Raw genomic sequence first — 20677 nt, 5'->3', positions numbered from 1 at the left:
CGCGACATGCATCCGTTCGGGAATCGATCTGTCCCCAAGCCCGAGGCCTTTCCCCTATGTATCACCACGTCAAGAAACTGATGTTCACCGTTCGCGTCGACGAGCCGGACCCTCGCTTCGGCAACATGCTGCTAGAACAGTTCGGCGGCGCCAACGGCGAGCTGGCCGCTGCCATGCAATACTCCATTCAGGGCCTCAACTGCGAAGATCCTGACCGCAAGGATTTGTTGATGGACATCGGAACGGAGGAGTTGAGCCATCTCGAAGTCGTCGGCACATTGGCGCGCATGCATCTGAAGCCGTCGAAATTCGACCGTCAGGCGGCGGAAGCCGATCCGCTGATCGCGATCGCCGGAGGCGGCGGCGTCAATCTGTTCAATTCGCAAGGCAACGCCTGGACTGCCGACTATCTGAAGATCACCGGGGAGCTGGATGTCGATCTGCGCAGCAACATCGCGGCGGAGGCGCGTGCCAAGATCGTCTACGAGCGGCTGATCAATTTCTGTGACGACGCCGGCACCAAGGATGCCCTGCAATTCCTGATGACCCGCGAAATCACCCATATGAAGGCGTTTGCACTGGCGCTCGAAAGCATGGGCAAGCCCGCCTTCAGCATCGGCCGCATTGCGCCGACGCCGGGCCTGGTCAACCAGTTCTTCAACGATTCGACGGGAGCCGGCGATCACGGCGAGATCGACACCCGCGGCCCCTGGAACGAGGGCGGCGACTGGGTCTTCACGGAATCTCCCGCGATCCAGGCCGGCGAGCCTGGACCTGCGACCGCCATCGTGACCGAGAGTTCGCCGGCGGTGGACGAAGCCGGGCTAGGCGACCTCCTGCTCGACGAGCTGCGCGATATCCTTCATGCCGAGAAGCAACTGACCAAGGCGCTGCCGAAAATGGTGGAAGCTGCGCGTTTCGATCAATTGCGCGAGCTGTTCGAGATGCATCTCGGCGAGACCGAGACCCAGATCGAGCGCATCAACGAATGCTTTGAGCTGCTCGGCAAGACGCCGCGGGCCAAGCCTTGCAAGGGCATGATGGGCCTCGTCGAAGAAGGGCAGGAGATCATCGACGAGGGCGAAAAGAAGGAGGATGCAGCCGCCGATCTCGCCTTGATCGGCGCGGCGCAGCGAGTGGAGCATTACGAGATCGCCGGCTACACCACCGCGCGCAACCTCGCCCAACAGCTGCGCCACAGCGCCATCGTCGCTTTGCTGTCGAAGTCGCTGGCCGAAGAGGAGAACGCAGATCAGCTGCTCAACCAGGTCGCGCGATCGCTGATGTCGGTCGCGAAGATGCCGGCCGCGGTGGAGCAGACCGAGTAGGGCGATGTGATCTCGCGCAATCGACCATCGGCGGCCCGCGATCGTTGAGAGCGGGCCGCCGAACCATTTTAGACGGAGCGAACGGTCGCGGGCTAGGGCGCGTACTCATAAATCGACTGCGATGTCCGCTTCGCGCCGACACCGACGCCTTTGTGCAACCGCAACAAATGACGCGAAAGGCCATGACCGGAAGTGCTTCGCTGCAGTCTACTCCCCATGCTGACCGTTATTCCGGCAATCCAGCTTGGCGCAATCCCTCTTCGTATCGCGAAACGTCGTCGGCCTTCTGATATGGTCCCAACGCCTCTTTCAAATTGGAAACAAGCAGCGTCGGATTTAGCTCCCGCAACCTAGCTACCGAACGACGTGCCGCTTCGAGGCGTCCAGCCATTGCATCGCTTGCAGCAGCGATCCGTAACGCGGGTTGGAAATCTGGACTATCTTGCAACGCCATTGCAGCCCAACCCGCCGCCTCGTCGTAATGGCGAGCGAAGAAGTGCGCGTGCGCGACGCCGCTTCGCATCCCGCCCATCCGAGGGTCGAGCGGGTCCAGACGCATGGCACGCGCGAAGCGCTCGATCGCTGCTTCGGGCTCTCCTAGCCAGCTTTTCACCCATCCGCTGAATCGCCAAGCCTCCGCCAAATTAGAATTGAGCACAAGCGCCCGATCCATCAAGTCAGCGGCGGCGCCGAGATCGCGAACGACAAACGCTAAAGCCCACCCGCTCCCGGAGAGCGCGATCGCATCGTCTCTTCCCAATTCAATCGCTTTGCGAGCCAGCCGCTTGACCTCCGCAATCTCGTCCGGCGTGATCACAACCCAGCTATCGGCTTTGAAACGGGCGTAGCAAGAGGCGGCCCTACCGTAAGCAGGTGCAAAGTATGGATCGAGCTCGATTGCACGGTAGAATAGGCGCAAGGCTTCTTCGTTCGCTCGCTGGCTGGCAAACTGATACATCTTGGCCATCCCGCGCAAATACAGGACATGAGCATCCAGATTCGGCTTTGGCTGGCGCCTGGCCCGCTCAATCTCCACCTTTTCGACAACCGATACGATCGCGCTGACCACACTCTCGGCGACTTGATCCTGCAGATCAAAGATATCGCCGAGGCTGCCATCGATCCGGTTCGCCCACAGATGTGCTCCGGAGGCGGTATCGATCAGCTGTCCCGTGATCCGTACGCGGTCGGCGGCCTTGCGAACGCTCCCTTCCAGGACATAGCGTACGCCGAGCTCGCGGCCGATATGCTTCACGTCCGCCGCGCGTCCCTTGTAGGTGAAGCCCGAGGTCCGTGCGATGACGAGCAGCGCCTTGAAATGAGACAGCGCCGTGATGATGTCGTCGACCATTCCATCGGCAAAAAAGTCCTGCTCGGGATCGGTGCTGAGGTTGACAAAGGGCATAACGGCGATCGACGGCTTATCGGCCAGCGCGACGTTACCTCCCGACGGATCAGACTGGTCATCTTCGCGTGACACAGGTCCCTCAAGCAGATAGCCGCGCTTGGGCAGGGTCTTGATGATCTCTTGTGCGGGATCGCCGATCGCAAGGCGAATGTCGCTGATACAGCGGGTCAGCGAATCCTCGCTGACTGTGACGTTGGGCCAGATGGCTGCGATCAACTCGTCCTTTGTCACCGTCTGTCCGGCGCGCTCGGCGAGATAACGCAGCACTTCAAAGCTCTTCGGCCGCAGTCTGATCTGACCTGCGGGGCCGAACAGACAAGAACGCCGCATATCAAGCGTCAAAGAGCTGAAAATTATCTTCATTTTTCGGAGCTTACCGGATTTGTGCGCTCTCGGCAGCGGGAAGTTTCAGGAGGATTTCAGGTCTATTTCAGGATCCGGATCGCCTTTCTGTAGTCTGGTCGCCTGGTGGAAAGGAGCTGGCCGCTTGCTGCTGCAATCCCGGTACTTTCGAGGCGCCACCCAATTCGTCACGGCGCTGGCCGCTTGGGCGCATTTGCCACCGGCGCTCTCGCCGAGGACGCCGGTCGAACGCGGCAGCTACCTCGTCAATGCCGTTATGCTGGGCCCGCATCATAGACGCGCTTGCCGCTGCTCACGATGCCACTGTCCAGATGATCGACACCGCGATTGTCCGCGTGCATCAGCATGCAGCCTGCATCACCAAGAACCAGCGGCAATCGATAGGAAGGTCACGTGGCGGTCTGGCGAGCAAAATTCACGCACTGGTCGATAGCAATGGTCTGCCAGTCCGGCTGACGCTGAGCCCCGGTGAGGCTCACGACGTTAGACTTGCCGGAAAACTGCTATCGCGTTCGAAATCCGGGTCAATGTTGCTTGCCGACCGTGGATATGACGCCGACTGGATCAGAGAGCTTGCCATGGAAAAAAGGCGCATGGGCGAACATCCCGCCGAAGAGCAATCGCAGCGATCCAATCTGCTTTAGCCCCTATCTCTACCGCGCCCGCAACAGGGTGGAACGGTTCCTCAACAGGATCAAACAATGTCGTCGCGTTGCGACACGCTACGACAGGCTTGCAGCCAACAACCTCAACTCGCCTCAATCAGGTTATGGCTTCGCGTTAATGAGTCCGCATCCTAGCCTTCCGGCTGGAACGGCGAAAACGGTCCGGAATAGGTCTTCGGCCGCGGCGCCGCATAGGGGCCGAGCCGGGAGGTCTTCAGCCCCAGCCGCACCAATGATTCCGCCAGCGTCACTGCGGCGGCGACGCCGTCAATCACGGGCAGGCCGTGGGTGGCGGCAAGCTCGGCGGCGAGATCGGCCATGCCGGCGCAGCCGAGCACGATCGCCTCAGCGCGGTCGTCGCGGATCGCAGCCGCGATCTCGGCGGAGATCTTTGCGAGCGCATCGGTGTTGCGCTCCTCCAATGCAAGCACCGGGACCTCGGCGGCGCGGACGCGGGCGCAGCGATCGGCGAGGCCGTATTTCCGCAAATTGTGCTCGATCGGCACGATGGAAACACTGAGCGTCGTCACCACGGCAAAGCGCGCCGCGATCAGGCTCGCCATGTGGAAGCCGGCCTCGCCGATGCCGATCACCGGCGCCTTGGCAACGGCGCGGGCGGCATCCAGGCCGGTGTCGTCGAAGCAGGCGATGATATGGGCCTCGGCACCGTCGCGGTCGGCCTCGCGGATGCAGCCGAGCATGCCGGGCACGGCGAAGGCTTCGTCGTAAAAGCCTTCGATCGAGACCGGGCCCATCGCCGGCTGGCGCGCATCGATCACCGTGCCGGATAACGCGACCGCACGCGCCGCGGCGGCGATCTTCGCCGTCATCGATGCGGTGGTGTTGGGATTGACGACGTGCAGCCGCATCGGATCAGACAAGTCCCTTGTCAAACAAGCCCTTTGCCGGCGTCCGAACCCTTGGCCGCCTGGCGCTTGTTGAGCATGTGGATGGTGCCGAGCGCAAGCGTGATCACGGTGAACGACACCGCCGAGATCACGGTGCCGAGCGCATAGATGTCGGGGTTGGTCACCGTGGTGGTGAGGCCTTGCAGATCGAGCGGCAATGTATTCACTGCCCCGATCGCCTGACTGGAGCGGGCGAGCTCGTCCCAGGACAGCGTGAAGCCGAACAGGCCGATGCCGATCACCGACGGCAGGATGATCGGCAGCACGACATGGCGGAACGTCTGCCACGGCGTCGCGCCGAGATCGCGCGCGGCTTCCTCGAGGCGCGGGTCGAAGCGGTTGAAGATCGCGAACATGATGAGCAGGCCGAACGGCAGCGTCCAGGTCAGATGCGCGCCGAGCCCCGAGGTCAGCAAGCCCATCGACGTCTCGAAGTTCTCGTTCCAATGCGCCTTGATCAGATCGTCGATGATGCGGAATTCGAGGGAGATGCCGAGCGAGGTGATGATCGAGGGAACGATCAGGCTCGCGATCGCCGAATAGAACAGGAGGCTCTGCGCTTTGAATCTGCGGCGGAAGGCCATGCCGGCGGCGACCGACAGCACGACGGTGACGATCATCACGATCATGCCGAGCAGCAGCGAGCGGCGGAAGGCCGCGCCGAGATCGACGATGCCGGTGCCCTGGAACAATTTTGCGATCCAGAAGGTCGACACGCCGTTCATCGGGAAGGTGAGGCCGCCCTGCGGTCCCTGGAACGACAGCACGTAGATCGCGATCATCGGGCCGTAGAGGAACAGCACATAGCCCGCGAAGAAGATCGCGAGCACGTAGAACGAGCGCGGGCGTCCTTCCTTCATGCTCTAGAGCTCCTTCTTGATGTCGACGATCCGCGACATCATGGTGATGATCAGGAAGGTGATGACGAGCAGGATCACGGCATTGGCCGCTGCCGCGGGGAACTGCAGCGCGTTCACCCGCGTCTCGATGATCTTGCCGGCCGCCGCGATCTGCTGGCCCCCCATGACGCCGATGGTGATGAAATCACCCATCACGATGGTGATGACGAAGATCGAGCCGATCACGATGCCAGGCTTGGCGAGCGGGATGATGACGTTGACCAGCGTCTGGAAGCCGGTGGCACCGGCGTCATAGGCGGCCTCGATCAGCGACTTGTCGATGCGGATCATCGAGTTGAAGATCGGCACCACCATGAAGAAGGTGAAGAGGTGCACCAGCGCCAGCACCACGGAGAATTCGGAGAACAGCAGCCATTCCAGCGGATGGTTGATCAGACCGGTCTTGACCAGGCCGGAATTGACGAGGCCGTTGCGCCCGAGCAGCGGAATCCAGGCGATCATGCGGATCACGTTGGAGGTCCAGAACGGGATCGTGCAGAGCAGTGACAATCCCATCTGCCACGTCTTGGACTTGACGTGGAAGGCGAGGAAGTAGGCGACCCAGAAGCCGATGAAAAGCGTGATCGCCCAGACCATGAAACAGAGCTTCAGCGTCTTTAGATAGGTCTTGCCGATCGTGCAGAGATCGGGGAGCTGCGCGATGCAGCCTTCGAACGTGTCGGTGTAGCCGCGGCCCGAGAAGGCCGGCAGCAACTGGTATTCGTTGTAGTCCCAGAACGAGACGATGACGACGAACACCAGCGGAATGAGGAAGAAGGCGAGAAACACCAGCATCATCGGCCCGGCCTGAAGCCAGGAGATGAAGGACGGCGACAGGCGCGTCGGTTTCGCGGCGCGCGCTGTGCCTGACCCCGGGATCAAGCCCGGGGACGCCTGTTGCAGGACTTCTTCCGACATGTCCGTTACGCCGCGATGAACTCGTTCCACTTGCGGACCATATAGTCGTTCTCGTCCATCACGGCGTTCCAGCAGGCAACGCCGCCCATGCGGTCCTCATAAGAGCCGCCGTCGCGCACGGCGCCGGCCTTCTCCAGCAGCGAGCCGTCGGGCGCCTTGATGTCCTTCTCGGCCGGCTTGCCTTCCATCCAGTACGCCCACTCGTAGGGCTCCATATGCGCCTTCGCGGTGGAGAGCACGGCGGAGTAGTAGCCTTGGCGATTGAGATAGGCTCCGGCATAGCCCGACAGGAACCAGTTGACGAACTCATAGGCCCATTCGAGCTTGGGACCCGACACGCCCTTCGAGACGCAGAAGCCGGACGCCCAGGAGCGGTAGCCTTCCTTCAGCGGCTGGAAGGTGCAGGCAATGCCCATCGAGCGCACCTTGGTCACGGCCGGCGACCACATCGATTGAATGACAGTTTCACCTGACGCCATCAGGTTGACGCTCTCATTGAAATCCTTCCAGAAGGCGCGGAACTGGCCGGCCTTCTTGGCTTCGGTCATCACCTTCATGGTGAGATCGATCTCTTCCTTGGTCATGTTGCCCTTGTCGGCATATTTGTACTTGCCGGTGGCTTCCACGACCATCGCCGCGTCCATGATGCCGATCGAGGGGATGTTGAGGATCGAGGCCTTGCCCTTGAATTCGGGGTTGAGCAGCTCCGACCAGGAGCTGATCGGCCGCTTGATCAGGTCGGGACGGATGCCGAGCGTGTCGGCGTTGTACACGGTCGGGATCAGCGTGACGAATTCGGTCGCCGACGTCGCGAACTTCTTGGAGTCTTTGCCCTCGAGATACAGCACCTTCCAGGGCGCGGTGCCCTGGCCGCCGATCTTCTTGCCGCCGGGCGTCTCGCCCTTGGTGAAGACGGGCGTGATGTTGTCGAATTCCTTGATCTTCCTGGCGTCGAGCGCAAGGATGTTGCCCGACGGCACGATCTTCTTCAGCGAGAAATATTCGGTGTCCAGCACGTCGAAGGAGTTCGGCTGGGTCATCACGCGCTTGGTGACGTCGTCGGTGGTCGCGGTGATGTATTCGATCTTGATGCCGGTGTCCTTCAGGCACTGCTTGGAGATGTCGTCGCCCTCGTTCACGGCAGTGCCGAGATAGCGCAGCACCTTGGTCTCGGCCGACTTCACATAGGGAAAGCCGGTGATGGCGCCGGAGCCGGCGGCAAGGCCGGCGAGACCCGCGGTGCCCTTCAATAGCGTGCGGCGGCTGACGCCGGTTGTCCTGGTCGTCTCGGTCATTTCGCTCACTCCTCTGTTGCGCATTTCCAGTGATCGATCGGCGCTATTGCAGACGTTGCGCCTTGGCGGGATCCCAGGTGGCCAACACGCGATCGCCCGGACGGAACGGGTGGACGTCGAAAGTGGCTTCGGGAACGTGGGAGAACAGGGCGGTGCCGTCGTCGAGCGTGAGCGAGACGGCGATGTAGGAGCCCTGGTACTCGGTCTGGGTCAGCAGCGCCGGCGCGCCGATCGTGCCGTCAGTGAACGGCGCGATGCCGAGCTGATCGGCGCGCACGGCGATGAGCTTGCCGGCGTCGCTGAGCACGTTGTGGCCACCGATGAAGCGCGCCACGAATTCGGTGCGGGGATGGTGGAAAATGTCGCGCGCCGTGCCCTGCTGCTCGATCTGGCCGTGGTTCATCACCACGATGTGGTCGGCGAGCGCCATCGCCTCTTCCTGGCCGTGGGTGACCTGGATGAAGCTGATGCCGAGCTCGCGCTGCAGTCGCTTCAATTCACCGCGCATCTTCACCCGCAGGAACGGATCGAGCGCGGACAGTGGCTCGTCGAGCAGCAGGATCTGCGGCTCGGTGATCAGCGCGCGGGCAAGCGCAACGCGCTGCTGCTGGCCGCCGGAGAGCTGCGCCGGGAGGCGGTCCGCATATTGGCTCATCGCCACCAGCTCCAGCAGCTCGCCGGCGCGCTTGTGGCGCGTCGGCTTGTCGATGCCGCGCATCTTCAGGGCGAAGGCGACATTGTCGATCACGCTCAGATGTGGAAACAGCGCGTAGGACTGGAACATCATCGCGGTGCCGCGCTCGGCCGGCGGCAGGTCGGTGACGTTCTGCGCGCCCAGGATGATGTCGCCCTCGCTGACCGCCTCGTGGCCCGCGATCATCCGCAGCGTCGAGGTCTTGCCGCAGCCGGACGGGCCGAGCAGACAGCAATAGGTGCCGGCCGGGATCTTCAGATTGACGGTGTCGACCGCCAGCGTCGTGTCGTAGCGCTTGGTGACGGCGACCAGTTCGAGGGCGGCGGGAGTGGCCATGGCATGTCCAGGGAGGGCGGTGCTTGCGGCCTCTCTCCGCAAGGTCCGTGCCAACCGCCGCTTTGCCGGCCGAATCCCGAAACTGTGCAGCGGAGTCAGATCGTTAGATCGAATCCTGCGCCTTTGGCCCGCCCGCCCTGTGCCCAGCCATCTGCACACAAAACAGGCGAAGATTGTATAAACTTCCGCCTGTGATTGGATACAGGTCGTCGACTAACATCGAAAAGCGAATGTCGCCGATCAGCCCTCAAGCTCAACCCTCGAACCATGGCCGCCAAGCCCCGTCCCAAATCCGACGCGCCCGATGCGAGTGATCGCGTCAGCCGCATCCGGGAGGGTGTGACCGCCGCGATCCTCGAGCATCGCCTGCTGCCGGGCACCAAGCTCGGCGAGGACGAGATCGGCGAGATCTACGGCGCAAGCCGCACGCTGGTCCGCACCGCGCTGCAGCAGCTCGCGCATGAGGGCATCGTCAACATCGAGAAGAACCGCGGCGCCTTCGTCGCGCGGCCGACGCCGGCCGATGCCCGCGAAGTGTTTGAGGCGCGCCGCCTGATCGAGCCCACCATCGTCGATCACGCCATCGATGCGGTCTCGCAGGCCTGGCTCGACCGCCTCCAGCAGCACCTTGCCGAGGAACGCGAGGCCGAGCTGCGCGGCGATGCCCGCGCCTCGGTCCGGCTCTCCGGCGAGTTTCACCGGCTCGTCGCCGAGATGAGCGGCCACAGCATCTATCTCGGCTTCCTCAAGGAGCTGATCGCGCGCTCCTCGCTGATCATTCTGCTCTATCGCCGCCACGACACGCCGGCCTGCGGCACCGATCATCACGCCGGCATCGTTGCCGCGATCCGCAACCGCGACAAGCAAGCCGCGCGCGCGCAGATGCTGTCGCATCTGGACGAGATCGAAGCCGAACTTTTCCTGAAGGATCCGGCGGCCGACGAGCTGCGGCTTGCCGACGTGCTGGGTGCGTGATCGCGCGGGACGGCGAGATACGATCGCACGGACCGCCTTTGCTGCTACGTCGGATCGCCGGGAACCGGCGTCTTGCTCCAGGGACCAGTCTCACTCTCCGTGATCCCGGAAGGCGGCACAGGGCTTCTTGTCGCAATTGAGCTTGTCACAATCCGGGGCCGTTCGTCGGACGCGTGACTTCTAAGCGTCTCCAAAACCAGAAAGAACTTCTGGGCTAGCATAAGGTCGAGCCCGCGGATGCGTTCATCTCGGTTTCGGGAGTGACGAGATTCGCTACCAATTCGATGACTCGCGAATCCCCGCAGCAATTTAGTGCACGACGTTGCGGCGAATTGTGACAGTCGTCGCGCGACGTAAGTGACTATTCCTCGTGGGCCTGACTGGCTATATGCTGGCGCTCTGTCATCGAACTGTCATGTCACCGGAAATGCTGAAATCAGATGCCACGTCGGCGCGCAAACCTGCGAGCGCGGCGGACGGGAATCGTGTCCCAAAGGACAACAAGAGAACGCAAGTCATCGCCGGCTTCCTCAGGCAAATTGAACCGGCCGGACCCGGCGCGGAACCTGCGGTCGTCGAGGTCGCTGTGATCGATCAGACGCCGTCGCAAAGCACGACGCCCACCCAGGGTCCCGCTCAGTCGAACATTGCCGCGCCTGCCGCCGGCGAGATCGAGCTCAAGCTTCTCGTCGATGCTGATCGCATGGCGGATTTCAACGCCGCGCCCGTTATCGCGGCCAATGCGCGCAACAAGGGCTCGCGAAGACATCTCAAGTCGGTCTACTACGACACGTCGGAGTGTCTGCTTCGGCGCAATGGCCTCAGCCTGCGCGTGCGACAGAGCGGTGCGCGCTTCGTGCAAACCGTGAAGACCGAGGTTGCGGATGACCCGCTGCGCCGTGGCGAGTGGGAGGCGAACGTGGCCTCGTTCGTGCCCGATCTCGCGCTGGCGATGCCGTTCATTCCGCAGAAGCTGCGCAGCTCTCTCGAAGCGCATCCGCTCGAAGCCGTCTTCACCGCCGACGTCCATCGCCATGCGCGCATGATCGACCTGCCGACGGGCACCGTCGAAGTTGCATTCGACCGGGGCGAGCTGACGGCCCGCGACCGCTCGCTGCCGGTGAGCGAGATCGAGCTCGAACTCAAGAGCGGCAGCGCGAGCACGATCTACGAGCTCGCCTTGCTGCTTGCGGAGCAGGGGAAGGTGAAGCCGTCGATCCGCAGCAAATCGGCGCGCGGCTTCGATCTTGCCGCCGACCGGCCGCCGGCGGCCCGACGGCCGCGAAAACTTCGCCTCGATCCGTCGGTGACGCTCGACGAAGCCTTCGCGACGATACTGCGCTCGTGTTTCGTCCATCTGCTGCAGTCGCCGCCGGCGGCCGAGGACGGCCGCAACCCGGAGGGCGTGCATCAGCTCCGCGTCTCGCTGCGCCGGCTGCGATCGGCGCTCGACCTGATGCAATCGGTCGGCACGCTCAGCAATCTCGACGCACTGGGGTCGGAAGCAAGATGGCTGGCGCAGGAGCTGTCCGCCGCGCGCGACTGGGATGTCTTCCGGCTCGGGACCTTGCCCATGATCGCAAAGGCCTGTCCTTCGGTCGCCGGCTTTGATGCGCTGGGTCGGGCCGCGGCCAAGCGCCGGTCCGATGCCTATCGCAACGCGCAGCACGCGCTCGACGATCGCCGCTGCGCCGTGTTCCTGATCGGCCTCGGTCACTGGATCGAGACGCGGGGATGGCGCAACGATGTGGCCGCCGAGGATCTCGGCCAGCTCGCCGAGCCCGCCGTCGGCTTCGCGCAGCGCGTTCTATCGGAGCAATATGCGAAAGTGCTCAAGCGCGGCCGCCGCTTCAAGTCGCGCACGGTCGAGGACTTGCACAGGGTCAGGCTCGCGACCAAGCGGCTGCGCTATCTCGGCGAATTCCTGCTGCCGCTGTTCGCCGATCGCAAGTCCGCGAAGAAATTCGCCCACAGGCTTGCCGATCTGCAGGAGGAGCTCGGCGCGTTCAACGACATGGCGGTCACGGCATCGCTGCTCGATGGGCTCGGCGCCGAGCCGGACGGTGCCATTGCGGCTGCGGCAATCGCCGGCTGGCAGGCGCGTGCATCGCTCGGTGTGCAGCCGTCCCTGCAAGGCACCTGGCGCGATTTCACCGCCGCGCGCGTGCCGTGGTCGTCGCAGGACTGATCGCAAGTCCCCAAAAAAGTTGCGGCCAGGCTTTGGGGGAAGCCTGGCCGCGCGCGAACCGGTCTGGGACGGGGAGGGGTGGGGATGTGACCGGGTCGCGTAACCTGTTGTCTCGTTCCTGTCAGTCTCTGGCGCTGGCGGTGGAGACCGCCGGCTTGGTATCGCCGAGCGAGACCCAGACGTTGGGATCGCTCTGCGACTGGCGCTTGACGAAGCGGTAGCCGGTCTCCGTCCAGGCCACGACGTTCTCGTTCTGATTGTCGAGAACGAACTCGCCCTTGTCGGTCTTCACCGTCAGCACCGCGTGTCCTTCGCCCTTCTTGTCACGCACGACGGTGATGAGCAGGGCCTCGCGCGGCCATCCGGCATCGATCAGCATCTTGCGCTTCAACAGCACGTAGTCTTCACAGTCGCCGTAACCGTCGGTCGGCAGCGACCATTTCTCGATCACGCCCCAGTGCTCCTGGTCGGTCAAAGGCTTGACGGTCTCGTTGACCCAGCGATTGACCTTGACGAGGTCGCGCCATGCACCCTGCGACATCACGATGTCGCGCGGCTGCGTCGCTGCGCCCTGGCACTGGGCGGCATTGTCTGCACAGAATTCGACCCAGCCGATCGGTGCACGTGTGGTGTCACCGAGGCTCGCGTAGAGCAGACGGCCTTCGCCGGCCTGCGCTGCCGTGCTGATCCCGAAGAGCATGGCGGCGAGCGCCAGCTTCTTCCCCTGTCCCCTGAAGTCAAACATTGCGGCCCCCGTTTCTTGTTGGGACCACATTTCGCACGGAGCTTTTGAGTTGCCGCTAAGTCGACCAAGTCAAGTCGAGACGAATACAAGTAAAACCTGCGGCGAATTCGATCTATACTTGAATCGAATTCTCATAAAATTTGAAACAACTGCAATTGATTCAAATTTTATCGATTAACGCGGAAACGCTGGCGGAACCGCCATTTCCACATGCAAACGCGCCGCGCGTTAACCCGCGCTGGAGCCGTCGCGCGCCAAGAAAAAGGCGGCGTCCGCATCGCGGAGGCCGCCTTCAGGGCTGGAAATACGGGGGTTTTAGCGCTCTCGCGCTTTACCGCGCGGTAACGCTCTCTTCGAGTGTCTCGATCGGCTGCGCGTGCAAGAACTCCAGCGCGAAGCCGTCTTCGAGGTTTCGGACCACGCGGCCCTGGACCCGGCCGAGCAGGACCGTCGATTTCAGCGGCGGGCGGTTCTCCGCGGCGATGGCGGCGCCCGACAGCGAAAGGTCGATGATGCGGCAGGTCATCTTGGTGCCGTCCTCGAGCGTCAGCACCGCGATCGGGTTGCGCGGCACGATACGGTCGTGACGGCGGTCCTCCGGCAGGTTGAGGATGTCGCGGTTGGCGAGCCAGGTCAGCTGGGCCGCGAGCTTGTCGCGCTTGCGGGGCGTCGCACCGATCGTCATGGCGAAGCCGTTGTCGATGATGCGGGTGATCTTGCCCTCGACGCGGCCGATATGGTCGAGATAGGCGACCACGCGGTCGCCGACATTGCCGATGCCGGGAGCGAGCAGCGCCAGCCCGCCGGGCGACATGTTGATCACCTGGCAGGGGAATTCCCGGCGGTCGGGCAGCATGTAGCGGCCGAGCAGGTGCACTTTCACCCGCTGGAAGCGCCGACGCTCCTCGGCGGCCGGAAGAAATTTTTTGTTCGCCAACGCCATTTTCAACACCCGACCCCCCGCCCGGGCGGAGTCCGGGACGACCCTAAGGTGCATAGGGTTAATGCCGCGTTAGGATTGGGTGCGGCGGCAACGGACAGACACAATGCGTTCGAAAAGCCACATCAGCAGCGGGCAGGCCAGCACCGTCAGCGCGCCGAGGTCGAGCGCGGCGGCTGCGGTCCCGGCCGACTTGGCCAGCCGGCCCGCAATGGCCGGTCCCAGCATCATCGCGGCATAGAAGAGAGTATAGAACACGCCCATTCCGATCGCCCTGGTCTCTGGGGCGAGCACGCGGGAGGCCAGACTCATGATCGGACCGGCCGGGAAGCCCCCGACCAGGCCAATCAGGACGAGGATCGTGATCACGGCGTCGGACCGGGTCAGCCAGGCCAGCAACCCGGCCACGGCGAGGCTGGCAGCGATCGTCAGGACAAGCGGCTTGCCGCGATCGGCTAGATAGCCGCCTGATGGGACCGAGATCACCGACAGCCACATCACGACGCTGATCGCCGAGCCCGCCGCGGCGATGCTCCAGCCGCGCTCGACCAGCAGGGAGGGGCCGAACGAGAAGATCATGGCGAAGCCGACATTATAGAGACCCCAGATCGCGCCTGCGACGATCACCGCCAGCAGCGCCAGGGGATCGAGCCGGCCTGAGCCGGCGGCGCTCGCGGTTGCGCCCGGCGGCGGCTGATAGATCAGGATCAGCACAATGCCGATCGCGGTCAGCGCGCCCGTCGACAGGAACACCGCGCCCGCGCCATACGCCGTGCCGATCGGCGGCAGTGCAAGCAACGAGATCGCAACGCCGGCCGGCCAGGAGTTGACGAAGATCGCCATTGCGGTCGCGATCTCTTTGCCGGCGAACCAGTCGGTGCCCATCTTGGTGAGCTGCACCGTTAGCAGCACGCCGCCGGCGCCGGAGGCGAGCCGGCCCGCCATCTGCCAGCCCCACACATCGGTCGTCGCCATGGCGAGGCTGCCCGCCGTCATCAGCAGCAGCGCCACGATCGTGGTCGGCTTGTCGCCGAGTTTTCGGCCGATGGCGCCGCCCGGCAGCGCCAGCACCACGCCGGGTGTGAAGTAGAGCCCGATCAGGATGCCGATATCGGCAAGCCCGACGCCAAAGCTCTGTTGCAGCAGCGGCGCGACCGCGGCCACGCTCTGGAACTGGAATGCGATGGTGAGACGTACGACGAACAGGATCGCAAGAATGCCCCAGCGATTGCGCAACGCCTGATCTCCCCTATGCCCTCGGTCGAAGGTGCGGTCGAGCGCGGTGAGAGTCAACCGGCCGCCTTCTTCGATGCTCGCTGATAGAGCAGGCACAGCAGCGCCAGCAGCACCGCAGCCGATAGTCCGAGCGACCAGTGGATTCCGATCGCCGCGCCTGCGAGCCCGACCGTGATGCCGCTGAAGGCCCGCATGCCGAGGCCGGCCATATTATAAAGACCGACGACGCGGCCGCGGATGTCGTGCGGCGCGTTCAACTGCACCAGGGCCTGCGCCATGGTGTTGAACGACAGCTCGAAGAAGCCGGCACAGAACAAGAGCGCGATCGCGATCGGATAGACCGGCACCGACGCGAAGCCGAGCAGCGCCACGCTCCAGAGCATCGCGAGCGTGATCGCGGTGCGCGGCGTGCCCTTGAGGCGTCCCCAGGATTCCAGCGCGATGCCGGCAAGCAGCGCGCCGGCCGCGTCGGCCGCGAGCAGCACGCTGTAGGAGACGCCGGGATCGCCATGGCCGAGATCGCCGGCATAGCCCGGCATCTGCGCGTGGTAGGCATTGCCGATCATGAAGGAGGTGAGGCCGGCAAGCCACGTCATCGCCGTCAGCACCGGCTGGGTGCCGATGGCGCGGATGGTCAGCACGATGTCGGCAAGGCCGCGCACGGCAAAGCGCCGCGCCGCGACGCTCTTGTCGCGCACGGGTGCCCAGAACAGCCAGAGCAGCATCGGCAAATAGAACAGCGTGTTGAAGATGATGCCGTGCGAGGTGCCGAGCGCCAGCATGATCACGCCGCCGACGGCGGGCCCGACCAGGATGCCGAGATAGCGCGCCATCGCGTTCAGCCGCACCGCGCTCGGCAGGTCCGCAGGTCCCAGGAGGTCGTAGAGCAGGAGCTGGTTCGGCGTCTGCCACAGCACGCCGGCGCAGCCATGGATCACCAGCAGCAGCATCGCGTGCCACATCTGGATCGTGTCGGTGATGAAGAAGAAGCCCCAGCCGGCGGAGGCCGTGATGAACAGCAGCATGCCGCACTGGATGATGCGCCGTGGATCGATGCGGTCTGCGAGCCCGCCGACCGCGACCGAGAACAAGAGGAACGGCAGCCAGTGCGACAGCACAGCAAATCCCCCCAGCGTCGGCGAATGGAATTTCTGGAACACCACCCAATAGCTGATCACATGCTCGATATTGTCGGCCATCATCGCCAGCACGTAGGCGATGAACTGGAGCCGATACGGCACCGACTTCATCGCCGCGAACGAGCCGGACACGGCGATGGGATTTTGGGGCAAGGGGTTCAAGGGGCGCTGCCTGGAAGGGATGCTTGCGGCCTTACACGTTCAGTGCTGAACGCTCAAGACACTTGGATTGGATAGTCGCCATGCACCGCTGCCGCACGCTCCATGCGGGCTACGAGACTTCGGCTTGGCACAGCTGCGCATCTCACATACGCTTCGCCTTACGCCCGCACCAACCAATCAGAACAGACGGGCAATGAGGAAACTGCCATGCAACAGATCCGCGTCTGCACCCACGCCGGTCCCGGCTCGGAACCCGTGATCAAGACTGTGCCGTGGCCCAAGGTCGGCCGCAAGGCGGCGCTGATCAAGGTCGGCGCCTGCGGTGTCTGCGGCACCGATTTGCATATCCTCAAAGGCCACTGGCCGAAGCCGCTGCCCTGGCCGTTCACGCTCGGTCACGAGCTCGGCGGCGTCATCGTCGAATGCGGCGACGAGTTTACCGAGGACTTCATGAGCAAGCCGCTGACCGTCGGCTCGAAGGTGATGATCCCGCCGCTGATGCCGTGCGGCCATTGCTATTACTGCATCCACTATCCCCAGACCGCCAACAAGTGCCTGACGCCGGTCTATTACGGCCGCTATCTCGGCTTCGACAAGGCGCCGCACATGTGGGGTGGCTGGGCCGAATATGTCTATGTCGATCTCGAGATGCTGCCGGGCACCAAGATCTACAAGCTGCCCGACGACATGTCGCTGCGCCTCGGGGCGCTGTCCGAGCCGCTGACCTCCTGCATCCGCGCCTTCAACCGTGCCAGCCGCGCCGGCGGCTTCACTTGGGGTGATACGGTGGTGATCCAGGGCTCGGGTCCGATCGGCATTCTGGCGGTCGCCGCGGCCAGGGAGATGGGGGCAGGGCGCGTCATTTGCGTCGGCGCGCCGGAGGAGCCGCGGCTCAAGCTCGCCCGCGAGTTCGGCGCGGAGGCGACTGTGAACATCGAGGAGCTGAAGTCGCCGCAGGAGCGCATCGATCGCGTCCGCGAGATCGTTGGCGGCTTTGGTGCTGACCTCGTAATGGACTGCTCAGGCCACCCCACGGCCGGCCCTGAAGGCATCGAGATGCTGCGCGACGGCGGCACCTATGTCGAGATGGGCCAGTTCACCGACGCCGGCTCGATCGACACCTCCTGGCACCGCATCTGCACCAAGGACCTCAACGTGCTGGGCTCCTGGGGTTTTACCGGCAATGATCTGCCGCTCGGCGTCGACATGCTCTACCGCACGGCGAGCAAATATCCGTGGCTGAAGATGCAGACGATCTATCCGTTCACGGAAGAGGGCGTCGCGCAGGCGGTGAGGGATGCGATGGCGATGAAGACGGTGAAGTCGACCATCGTGCCGTGGCCTGAGCTGGTGGACTAGAAGATGCCGTCCGTCCCGCACGATCTCGCGGCGTTGTCTCGGGCTTCGTAGCCGGATGGAGCGCAGCGCAATCCGGGACCGCCGCTCCCGCATTCCGCTTTGCTCCACGCGGGCTACGAACCGGAGTTTGGAATAAAGGCCACGATGACAAACGAACAAACACCAGCCCAACGCAACCGCTCCCCCTTCAACGCCATCCGCGCGATCGACTACACCGTCATCTTCGTGCGCGACATGGCGGCGATGCGGCGGTTCTATGAGGACGTGCTCGCCTTCCCGCTGCTGCGTGAGTTGTCGCCGAACTGGATCGAGTACGGCCTCGGCAGCAACACGCTGGCGCTCGCGCGACCGAGCCGGACCGCCGCCGATGCGCCGGTGCCGCCGGGCAGCGCCGCGCTGCAACTGGCGTTCAAGGTGTCGGCCATGGAGGTTGACCAATGCGCCGATGAACTCGTGCGGCAGGGTGTGGCGTTGGTGTCGCCGCCGACGAACCAGTCCTTCGGGCACCGCACGCTGTTCTTCCGCGACCCCGACGGCAATCTGCTGGAGGTCTATGCGGAAATCTGAGCGCGGCCGAATGGCCAAAAGTTCCATCTGATTTCCCGGGACTATCAGCATCGAGGTGAAACTTACGCCCAGGTTCCGGCTTTCACTTCGCGGGAGAGATACCGTGAAGCGAATCCTGAAACCGGTCACTTACGTCCTGGCTGCGATCTACTTCCTGGCGGACGCGGTCTTCATGGCCGTGGCGCGGCCGATCGCGCGCTGGATCGGGCGGCACGTCCAGTTCAGGCGTTTGCGCGCCTGGATCAGGTCCCTGCGGCCTTATCCGTCGCTGGCTCTGTTCTCCGTGCCCGTCATTATGCTCGAGCCGGTCAAGCCAGTTGCTGCGTACCTCACCGCAACCGGTCAGGTCCTGGGCGGTGCGGTGACGTTCATTGTCGGCGAATTGCTCAAGCTGGTGCTGGTCGAGCGCCTGTTTCATCTCACGCGCGACAAGCTGATGCGAATTCCCGCCTTTGCCTGGGCCTACGGAAAATACGCCGCGGCGAAGGCGTGGCTGCAGGCAACGGAAGCCTGGCGCGCCGTCCGCGCCGTGACCCGCGCGGTGAGGGACAGTGTTGCGCAGGCAAGAGCAAGGCTGGTCAACGGTTTCAGCAGGCTGGCGGCCTCCCGGGATTGAAGGGTTGCGCGAATTCTTCTTACATCGCGCTTGATCCTCGTTAAGACAGTCCCATGCGCCCGGATCCGGGCGTGGACATGATCTGGATCAGGGAACACGGGGACCATGAGCAGTGACGCGAACGTTCGAGCCGGCCAGTGCCATTGTGGCGCGGTGCGCTTCGAGGTGACACTCAGCGACGGCTTCAAGTCGATCCGCCGCTGCACCTGCTCCTATTGCCGAATGCGAGGTGCCGTCGTGGCCATGGCGGCTATGGGCGGGATCAGGTTTCTACGGGGAGAGGAGGCGCTGACGACGTACCGCTTTCACACCGGATCGGCGCAGCACTTCTTCTGCTCCCGCTGCGGAATTTACACCCACCACCAGCGCCGATCCGACCAGACCCTCTATGCCGTCAATGTCGCCTGCCTTGACGGCGTGAGCCCGTTCGACTTCGCCGAGGTGCCGGTCATGGACGGCGTCAATCACACCAATGATACCGGCATGCCGACGCGTCAGGCAGGCACGCTTCGCTTCATCCCGGCCGACTAAAGCTGTTAGCCCGCAATAAATCCCCTAGGCGAGCTTGCGCGCCGCGGCTGTCGCTTTGTCGCCCGTGTTCGGCGTGCCGGTCGGCTCGATCAGCATGAGGTGAACCTCCTCGCGCGCCACCGGCCGATGCTCGACACCTTTGGGCACGACATAGAGCTCGCCCGGGCCGAGCGTCACCGTGCGGTCCCGCAACTCGATATCGAGCTTGCCTTTCAGGACCAGAAAGAAATCATCGGTGTCGTCGTGCTTGTGCCAGGTGAACTCGCCCTTGACCTTCACCACCATCACGTCGCAATCGTTGAAGGTCGTGATCGTGCGGGGCGACCAGTGCTCCTGAAAAGTCGCGAGCTTGTCGGCAAGTGATATGCTGTCGGTCATGTTTCCTCTTGATGTCTCTTGATGCACGATTTGAGATCGCGTCGCAGGGGCGACAAGAGCGTCGTTCGGCGGCGATCTTTCCGGCCGATGTGGTCTCCGAGATCTCGCCCCAGCCGGCTATTTGACATACCCGGTCAACATCGCCTGCGCCCAGTCCGGGCGGTTATTTGCGAGTGCACGTGCCGATGCGGCTTCCCAATCATATTCGAGTGCCAGCAGTTCGACCTGCCAGCCCCGTTTCTTCCTTGTGAGTATCGCGTAGCGGGCGTGAGGTGAGCGATATTCCAGGTTTGCGGCAAACGGAATGTCGCCGAAGACCGGACAGCCGACGCTCCCCGGATTGAGAACGAGGCACTCGCCGGGACCCTGTACGACCGCCTGGCGATGGCTATGGCCACACAGCACTGCGCGGGCCGTCGGCTCGCTCGCGAGACGCGTGGCCAGCACCTCGCGGCGTGCCGGCACGTAGCGGCCGTCGTCGAGCGATTCCTCCAGCAAGCAGGTCGTGTCGTTGTCCGGCGTGCCGTGGCAGGCCAGAATTCCGTCGTCCAGCCGCAGTTGGGAGGGCAGGCTGTGGAGCATCCGACGCTGCTCCGCGGTCAATGCATTGCGCGCGAAGAGACCTGCCGGCGAGAGCTTGTCGTCCGGAAATTCCTCGATCCAACGGTCATGGTTTCCACGCACCGTCGGTAAGGACAGCTGTTGCAGGGCCTCGAAAGTCTCCTTCGGCCACAGCGGGCTGGTAACGCAATCGCCAAGGTTCACCGTGCGATCGGCGCCGCGCGCCTTGATGTCCGCGAGCACGGCCTCCAACGCAACAAGGTTGCCGTGGATATCGGAAATGACTGCCAATCGCATCGTTGCGCTCCACCCGCTATTTCGCCCGAACCCAACTCAGTCACCGGATATGTTTAGCATCGTCGGATAGGGTGTCCGCTGCGACCCTCAGGCGCGGTTCTCCTTGCGAAGCCATGCAACATAGGCATGGTGATTTCCGCGCGCTTGGCGTAAAGAGCGGCCAGATCAA

General features: G+C 63.6%; 19 protein-coding genes and 1 pseudogene. 8 read left to right on the top strand and 12 right to left on the bottom strand.

Annotated features, from left to right (window positions below; translation table 11 throughout):
- Window positions 1–56: 56 nt before the first annotated feature.
- A complete protein-coding gene (locus tag RPS27_RS29455) occupies window positions 57–1328 on the top strand; it encodes a DUF892 family protein (RefSeq protein WP_285806904.1) in 1272 nt (423 codons plus the stop codon).
- Between the two features lie 226 nt (window positions 1329–1554).
- Here RPS27_RS29455 and RPS27_RS29450 read toward each other — a convergent pair whose 3' ends face one another.
- The gene (locus RPS27_RS29450) at window positions 1555–3099 is read right to left on the bottom strand and encodes a winged helix-turn-helix domain-containing protein (RefSeq protein ID WP_313754811.1); all 1545 of its coding nucleotides are present in this window, start codon (window positions 3097–3099) and stop codon (window positions 1555–1557) included.
- Window positions 3100–3293: 194 nt separating this feature from the next.
- Between RPS27_RS29450 and RPS27_RS29445 the strand changes: the two are divergent.
- Window positions 3294–3899, top strand: a pseudogene (locus tag RPS27_RS29445) (IS5 family transposase); the annotation flags it as partial.
- Here RPS27_RS29445 and RPS27_RS29440 read toward each other — a convergent pair.
- From RPS27_RS29440 to RPS27_RS29420, 5 genes are read right to left on the bottom strand one after another with little or no spacing between them, the layout of a single operon-like run.
- The gene (locus RPS27_RS29440) at window positions 3896–4633 is read right to left on the bottom strand and encodes an aspartate/glutamate racemase family protein (protein ID WP_313754911.1); all 738 of its coding nucleotides are present in this window, start codon (window positions 4631–4633) and stop codon (window positions 3896–3898) included. The pseudogene RPS27_RS29445 and the gene RPS27_RS29440 overlap by 4 nt on opposite strands.
- Window positions 4634–4653: 20 nt before the next feature.
- Window positions 4654–5532, bottom strand: coding sequence for an ABC transporter permease (locus RPS27_RS29435; protein ID WP_313754810.1), 879 nt, complete (start codon window positions 5530–5532; stop codon window positions 4654–4656).
- Between the two features lie 3 nt (window positions 5533–5535).
- Window positions 5536–6489 carry an ABC transporter permease gene (locus RPS27_RS29430; protein ID WP_313754809.1) on the bottom strand — a complete coding sequence of 318 codons (954 nt, stop codon included), beginning with the start codon at window positions 6487–6489 and terminating at the stop codon, window positions 5536–5538.
- 5 nt (window positions 6490–6494) lie between these two features.
- Window positions 6495–7784, bottom strand: a complete 1290-nt coding sequence (locus RPS27_RS29425; protein WP_212068191.1) for a PotD/PotF family extracellular solute-binding protein — start codon at window positions 7782–7784, stop codon at window positions 6495–6497.
- A 43-nt stretch (window positions 7785–7827) separates the two neighbouring features.
- On the bottom strand, window positions 7828–8814 hold the full coding sequence (locus RPS27_RS29420) for an ABC transporter ATP-binding protein (protein WP_313754808.1): 987 nt from the start codon (window positions 8812–8814) through the stop codon (window positions 7828–7830).
- Window positions 8815–9081: 267 nt separating this feature from the next.
- On the opposite strand from RPS27_RS29420, the gene RPS27_RS29415 reads away from it, so the two are divergent.
- Entirely contained in the window at window positions 9082–9789 is a 708-nt protein-coding gene (locus tag RPS27_RS29415) for a GntR family transcriptional regulator (RefSeq protein ID WP_211419067.1), read from the top strand.
- Window positions 9790–10216: 427 nt separating this feature from the next.
- Window positions 10217–11977, top strand: coding sequence for a CYTH and CHAD domain-containing protein (locus RPS27_RS29410; protein ID WP_313754910.1), 1761 nt, complete (start codon window positions 10217–10219; stop codon window positions 11975–11977).
- A 121-nt stretch (window positions 11978–12098) separates the two neighbouring features.
- Here RPS27_RS29410 and RPS27_RS29405 read toward each other — a convergent pair whose 3' ends face one another.
- From RPS27_RS29405 to RPS27_RS29390, 4 genes are all read right to left on the bottom strand, one after another.
- Window positions 12099–12722 (bottom strand): transglutaminase-like cysteine peptidase, encoded by a 624-nt coding sequence (locus RPS27_RS29405; protein WP_313754807.1) that lies wholly within the window; start codon window positions 12720–12722, stop codon window positions 12099–12101.
- A 331-nt stretch (window positions 12723–13053) separates the two neighbouring features.
- On the bottom strand, window positions 13054–13665 hold the full coding sequence (locus RPS27_RS29400) for a PilZ domain-containing protein (RefSeq protein WP_194402994.1): 612 nt from the start codon (window positions 13663–13665) through the stop codon (window positions 13054–13056).
- A 69-nt stretch (window positions 13666–13734) separates the two neighbouring features.
- Complete coding sequence (locus RPS27_RS29395) at window positions 13735–14898, bottom strand: CynX/NimT family MFS transporter (RefSeq protein ID WP_285806898.1); 1164 nt, start codon at window positions 14896–14898, stop codon at window positions 13735–13737.
- 53 nt (window positions 14899–14951) lie between these two features.
- Window positions 14952–16199, bottom strand: a complete 1248-nt coding sequence (locus RPS27_RS29390) for an MFS transporter (RefSeq protein ID WP_313754806.1) — start codon at window positions 16197–16199, stop codon at window positions 14952–14954.
- A 207-nt stretch (window positions 16200–16406) separates the two neighbouring features.
- On the opposite strand from RPS27_RS29390, the gene RPS27_RS29385 reads away from it, so the two are divergent.
- The 4 genes from RPS27_RS29385 to RPS27_RS29370 all read left to right on the top strand — a co-directional run bounded on the left by RPS27_RS29385 (window position 16407) and on the right by RPS27_RS29370 (window position 19272).
- Window positions 16407–17558 (top strand): zinc-binding dehydrogenase, encoded by a 1152-nt coding sequence (locus RPS27_RS29385; protein WP_212068186.1) that lies wholly within the window; start codon window positions 16407–16409, stop codon window positions 17556–17558.
- A 144-nt stretch (window positions 17559–17702) separates the two neighbouring features.
- Window positions 17703–18125, top strand: coding sequence for a VOC family protein (locus tag RPS27_RS29380; RefSeq protein ID WP_313754805.1), 423 nt, complete (start codon window positions 17703–17705; stop codon window positions 18123–18125).
- Window positions 18126–18228: 103 nt separating this feature from the next.
- Entirely contained in the window at window positions 18229–18741 is a 513-nt protein-coding gene (locus RPS27_RS29375; RefSeq protein ID WP_313754804.1) for a hypothetical protein, read from the top strand.
- Window positions 18742–18846: 105 nt separating this feature from the next.
- Entirely contained in the window at window positions 18847–19272 is a 426-nt protein-coding gene (locus tag RPS27_RS29370; RefSeq protein ID WP_313754803.1) for a GFA family protein, read from the top strand.
- Between the two features lie 24 nt (window positions 19273–19296).
- On the opposite strand, the gene RPS27_RS29365 is transcribed toward RPS27_RS29370, so the two are convergent.
- Together RPS27_RS29365 and RPS27_RS29360 are read right to left on the bottom strand one after the other, a co-directional pair.
- Window positions 19297–19650, bottom strand: a complete 354-nt coding sequence (locus tag RPS27_RS29365) for a cupin domain-containing protein (protein WP_259213273.1) — start codon at window positions 19648–19650, stop codon at window positions 19297–19299.
- Window positions 19651–19767: 117 nt separating this feature from the next.
- Window positions 19768–20508 carry a metallophosphoesterase family protein gene (locus tag RPS27_RS29360; RefSeq protein WP_313754802.1) on the bottom strand — a complete coding sequence of 247 codons (741 nt, stop codon included), beginning with the start codon at window positions 20506–20508 and terminating at the stop codon, window positions 19768–19770.
- Window positions 20509–20677: the final 169 nt, after the last annotated feature.

The organism is Bradyrhizobium sp. WYCCWR 12699 (genome assembly GCF_032144035.1).
Taxonomy (GTDB): domain Bacteria; phylum Pseudomonadota; class Alphaproteobacteria; order Rhizobiales; family Xanthobacteraceae; genus Bradyrhizobium.
The sequence above is the reverse complement of the archived record's forward strand: the minus strand, read 5'-3'. Positions and strand labels throughout refer to the sequence as shown.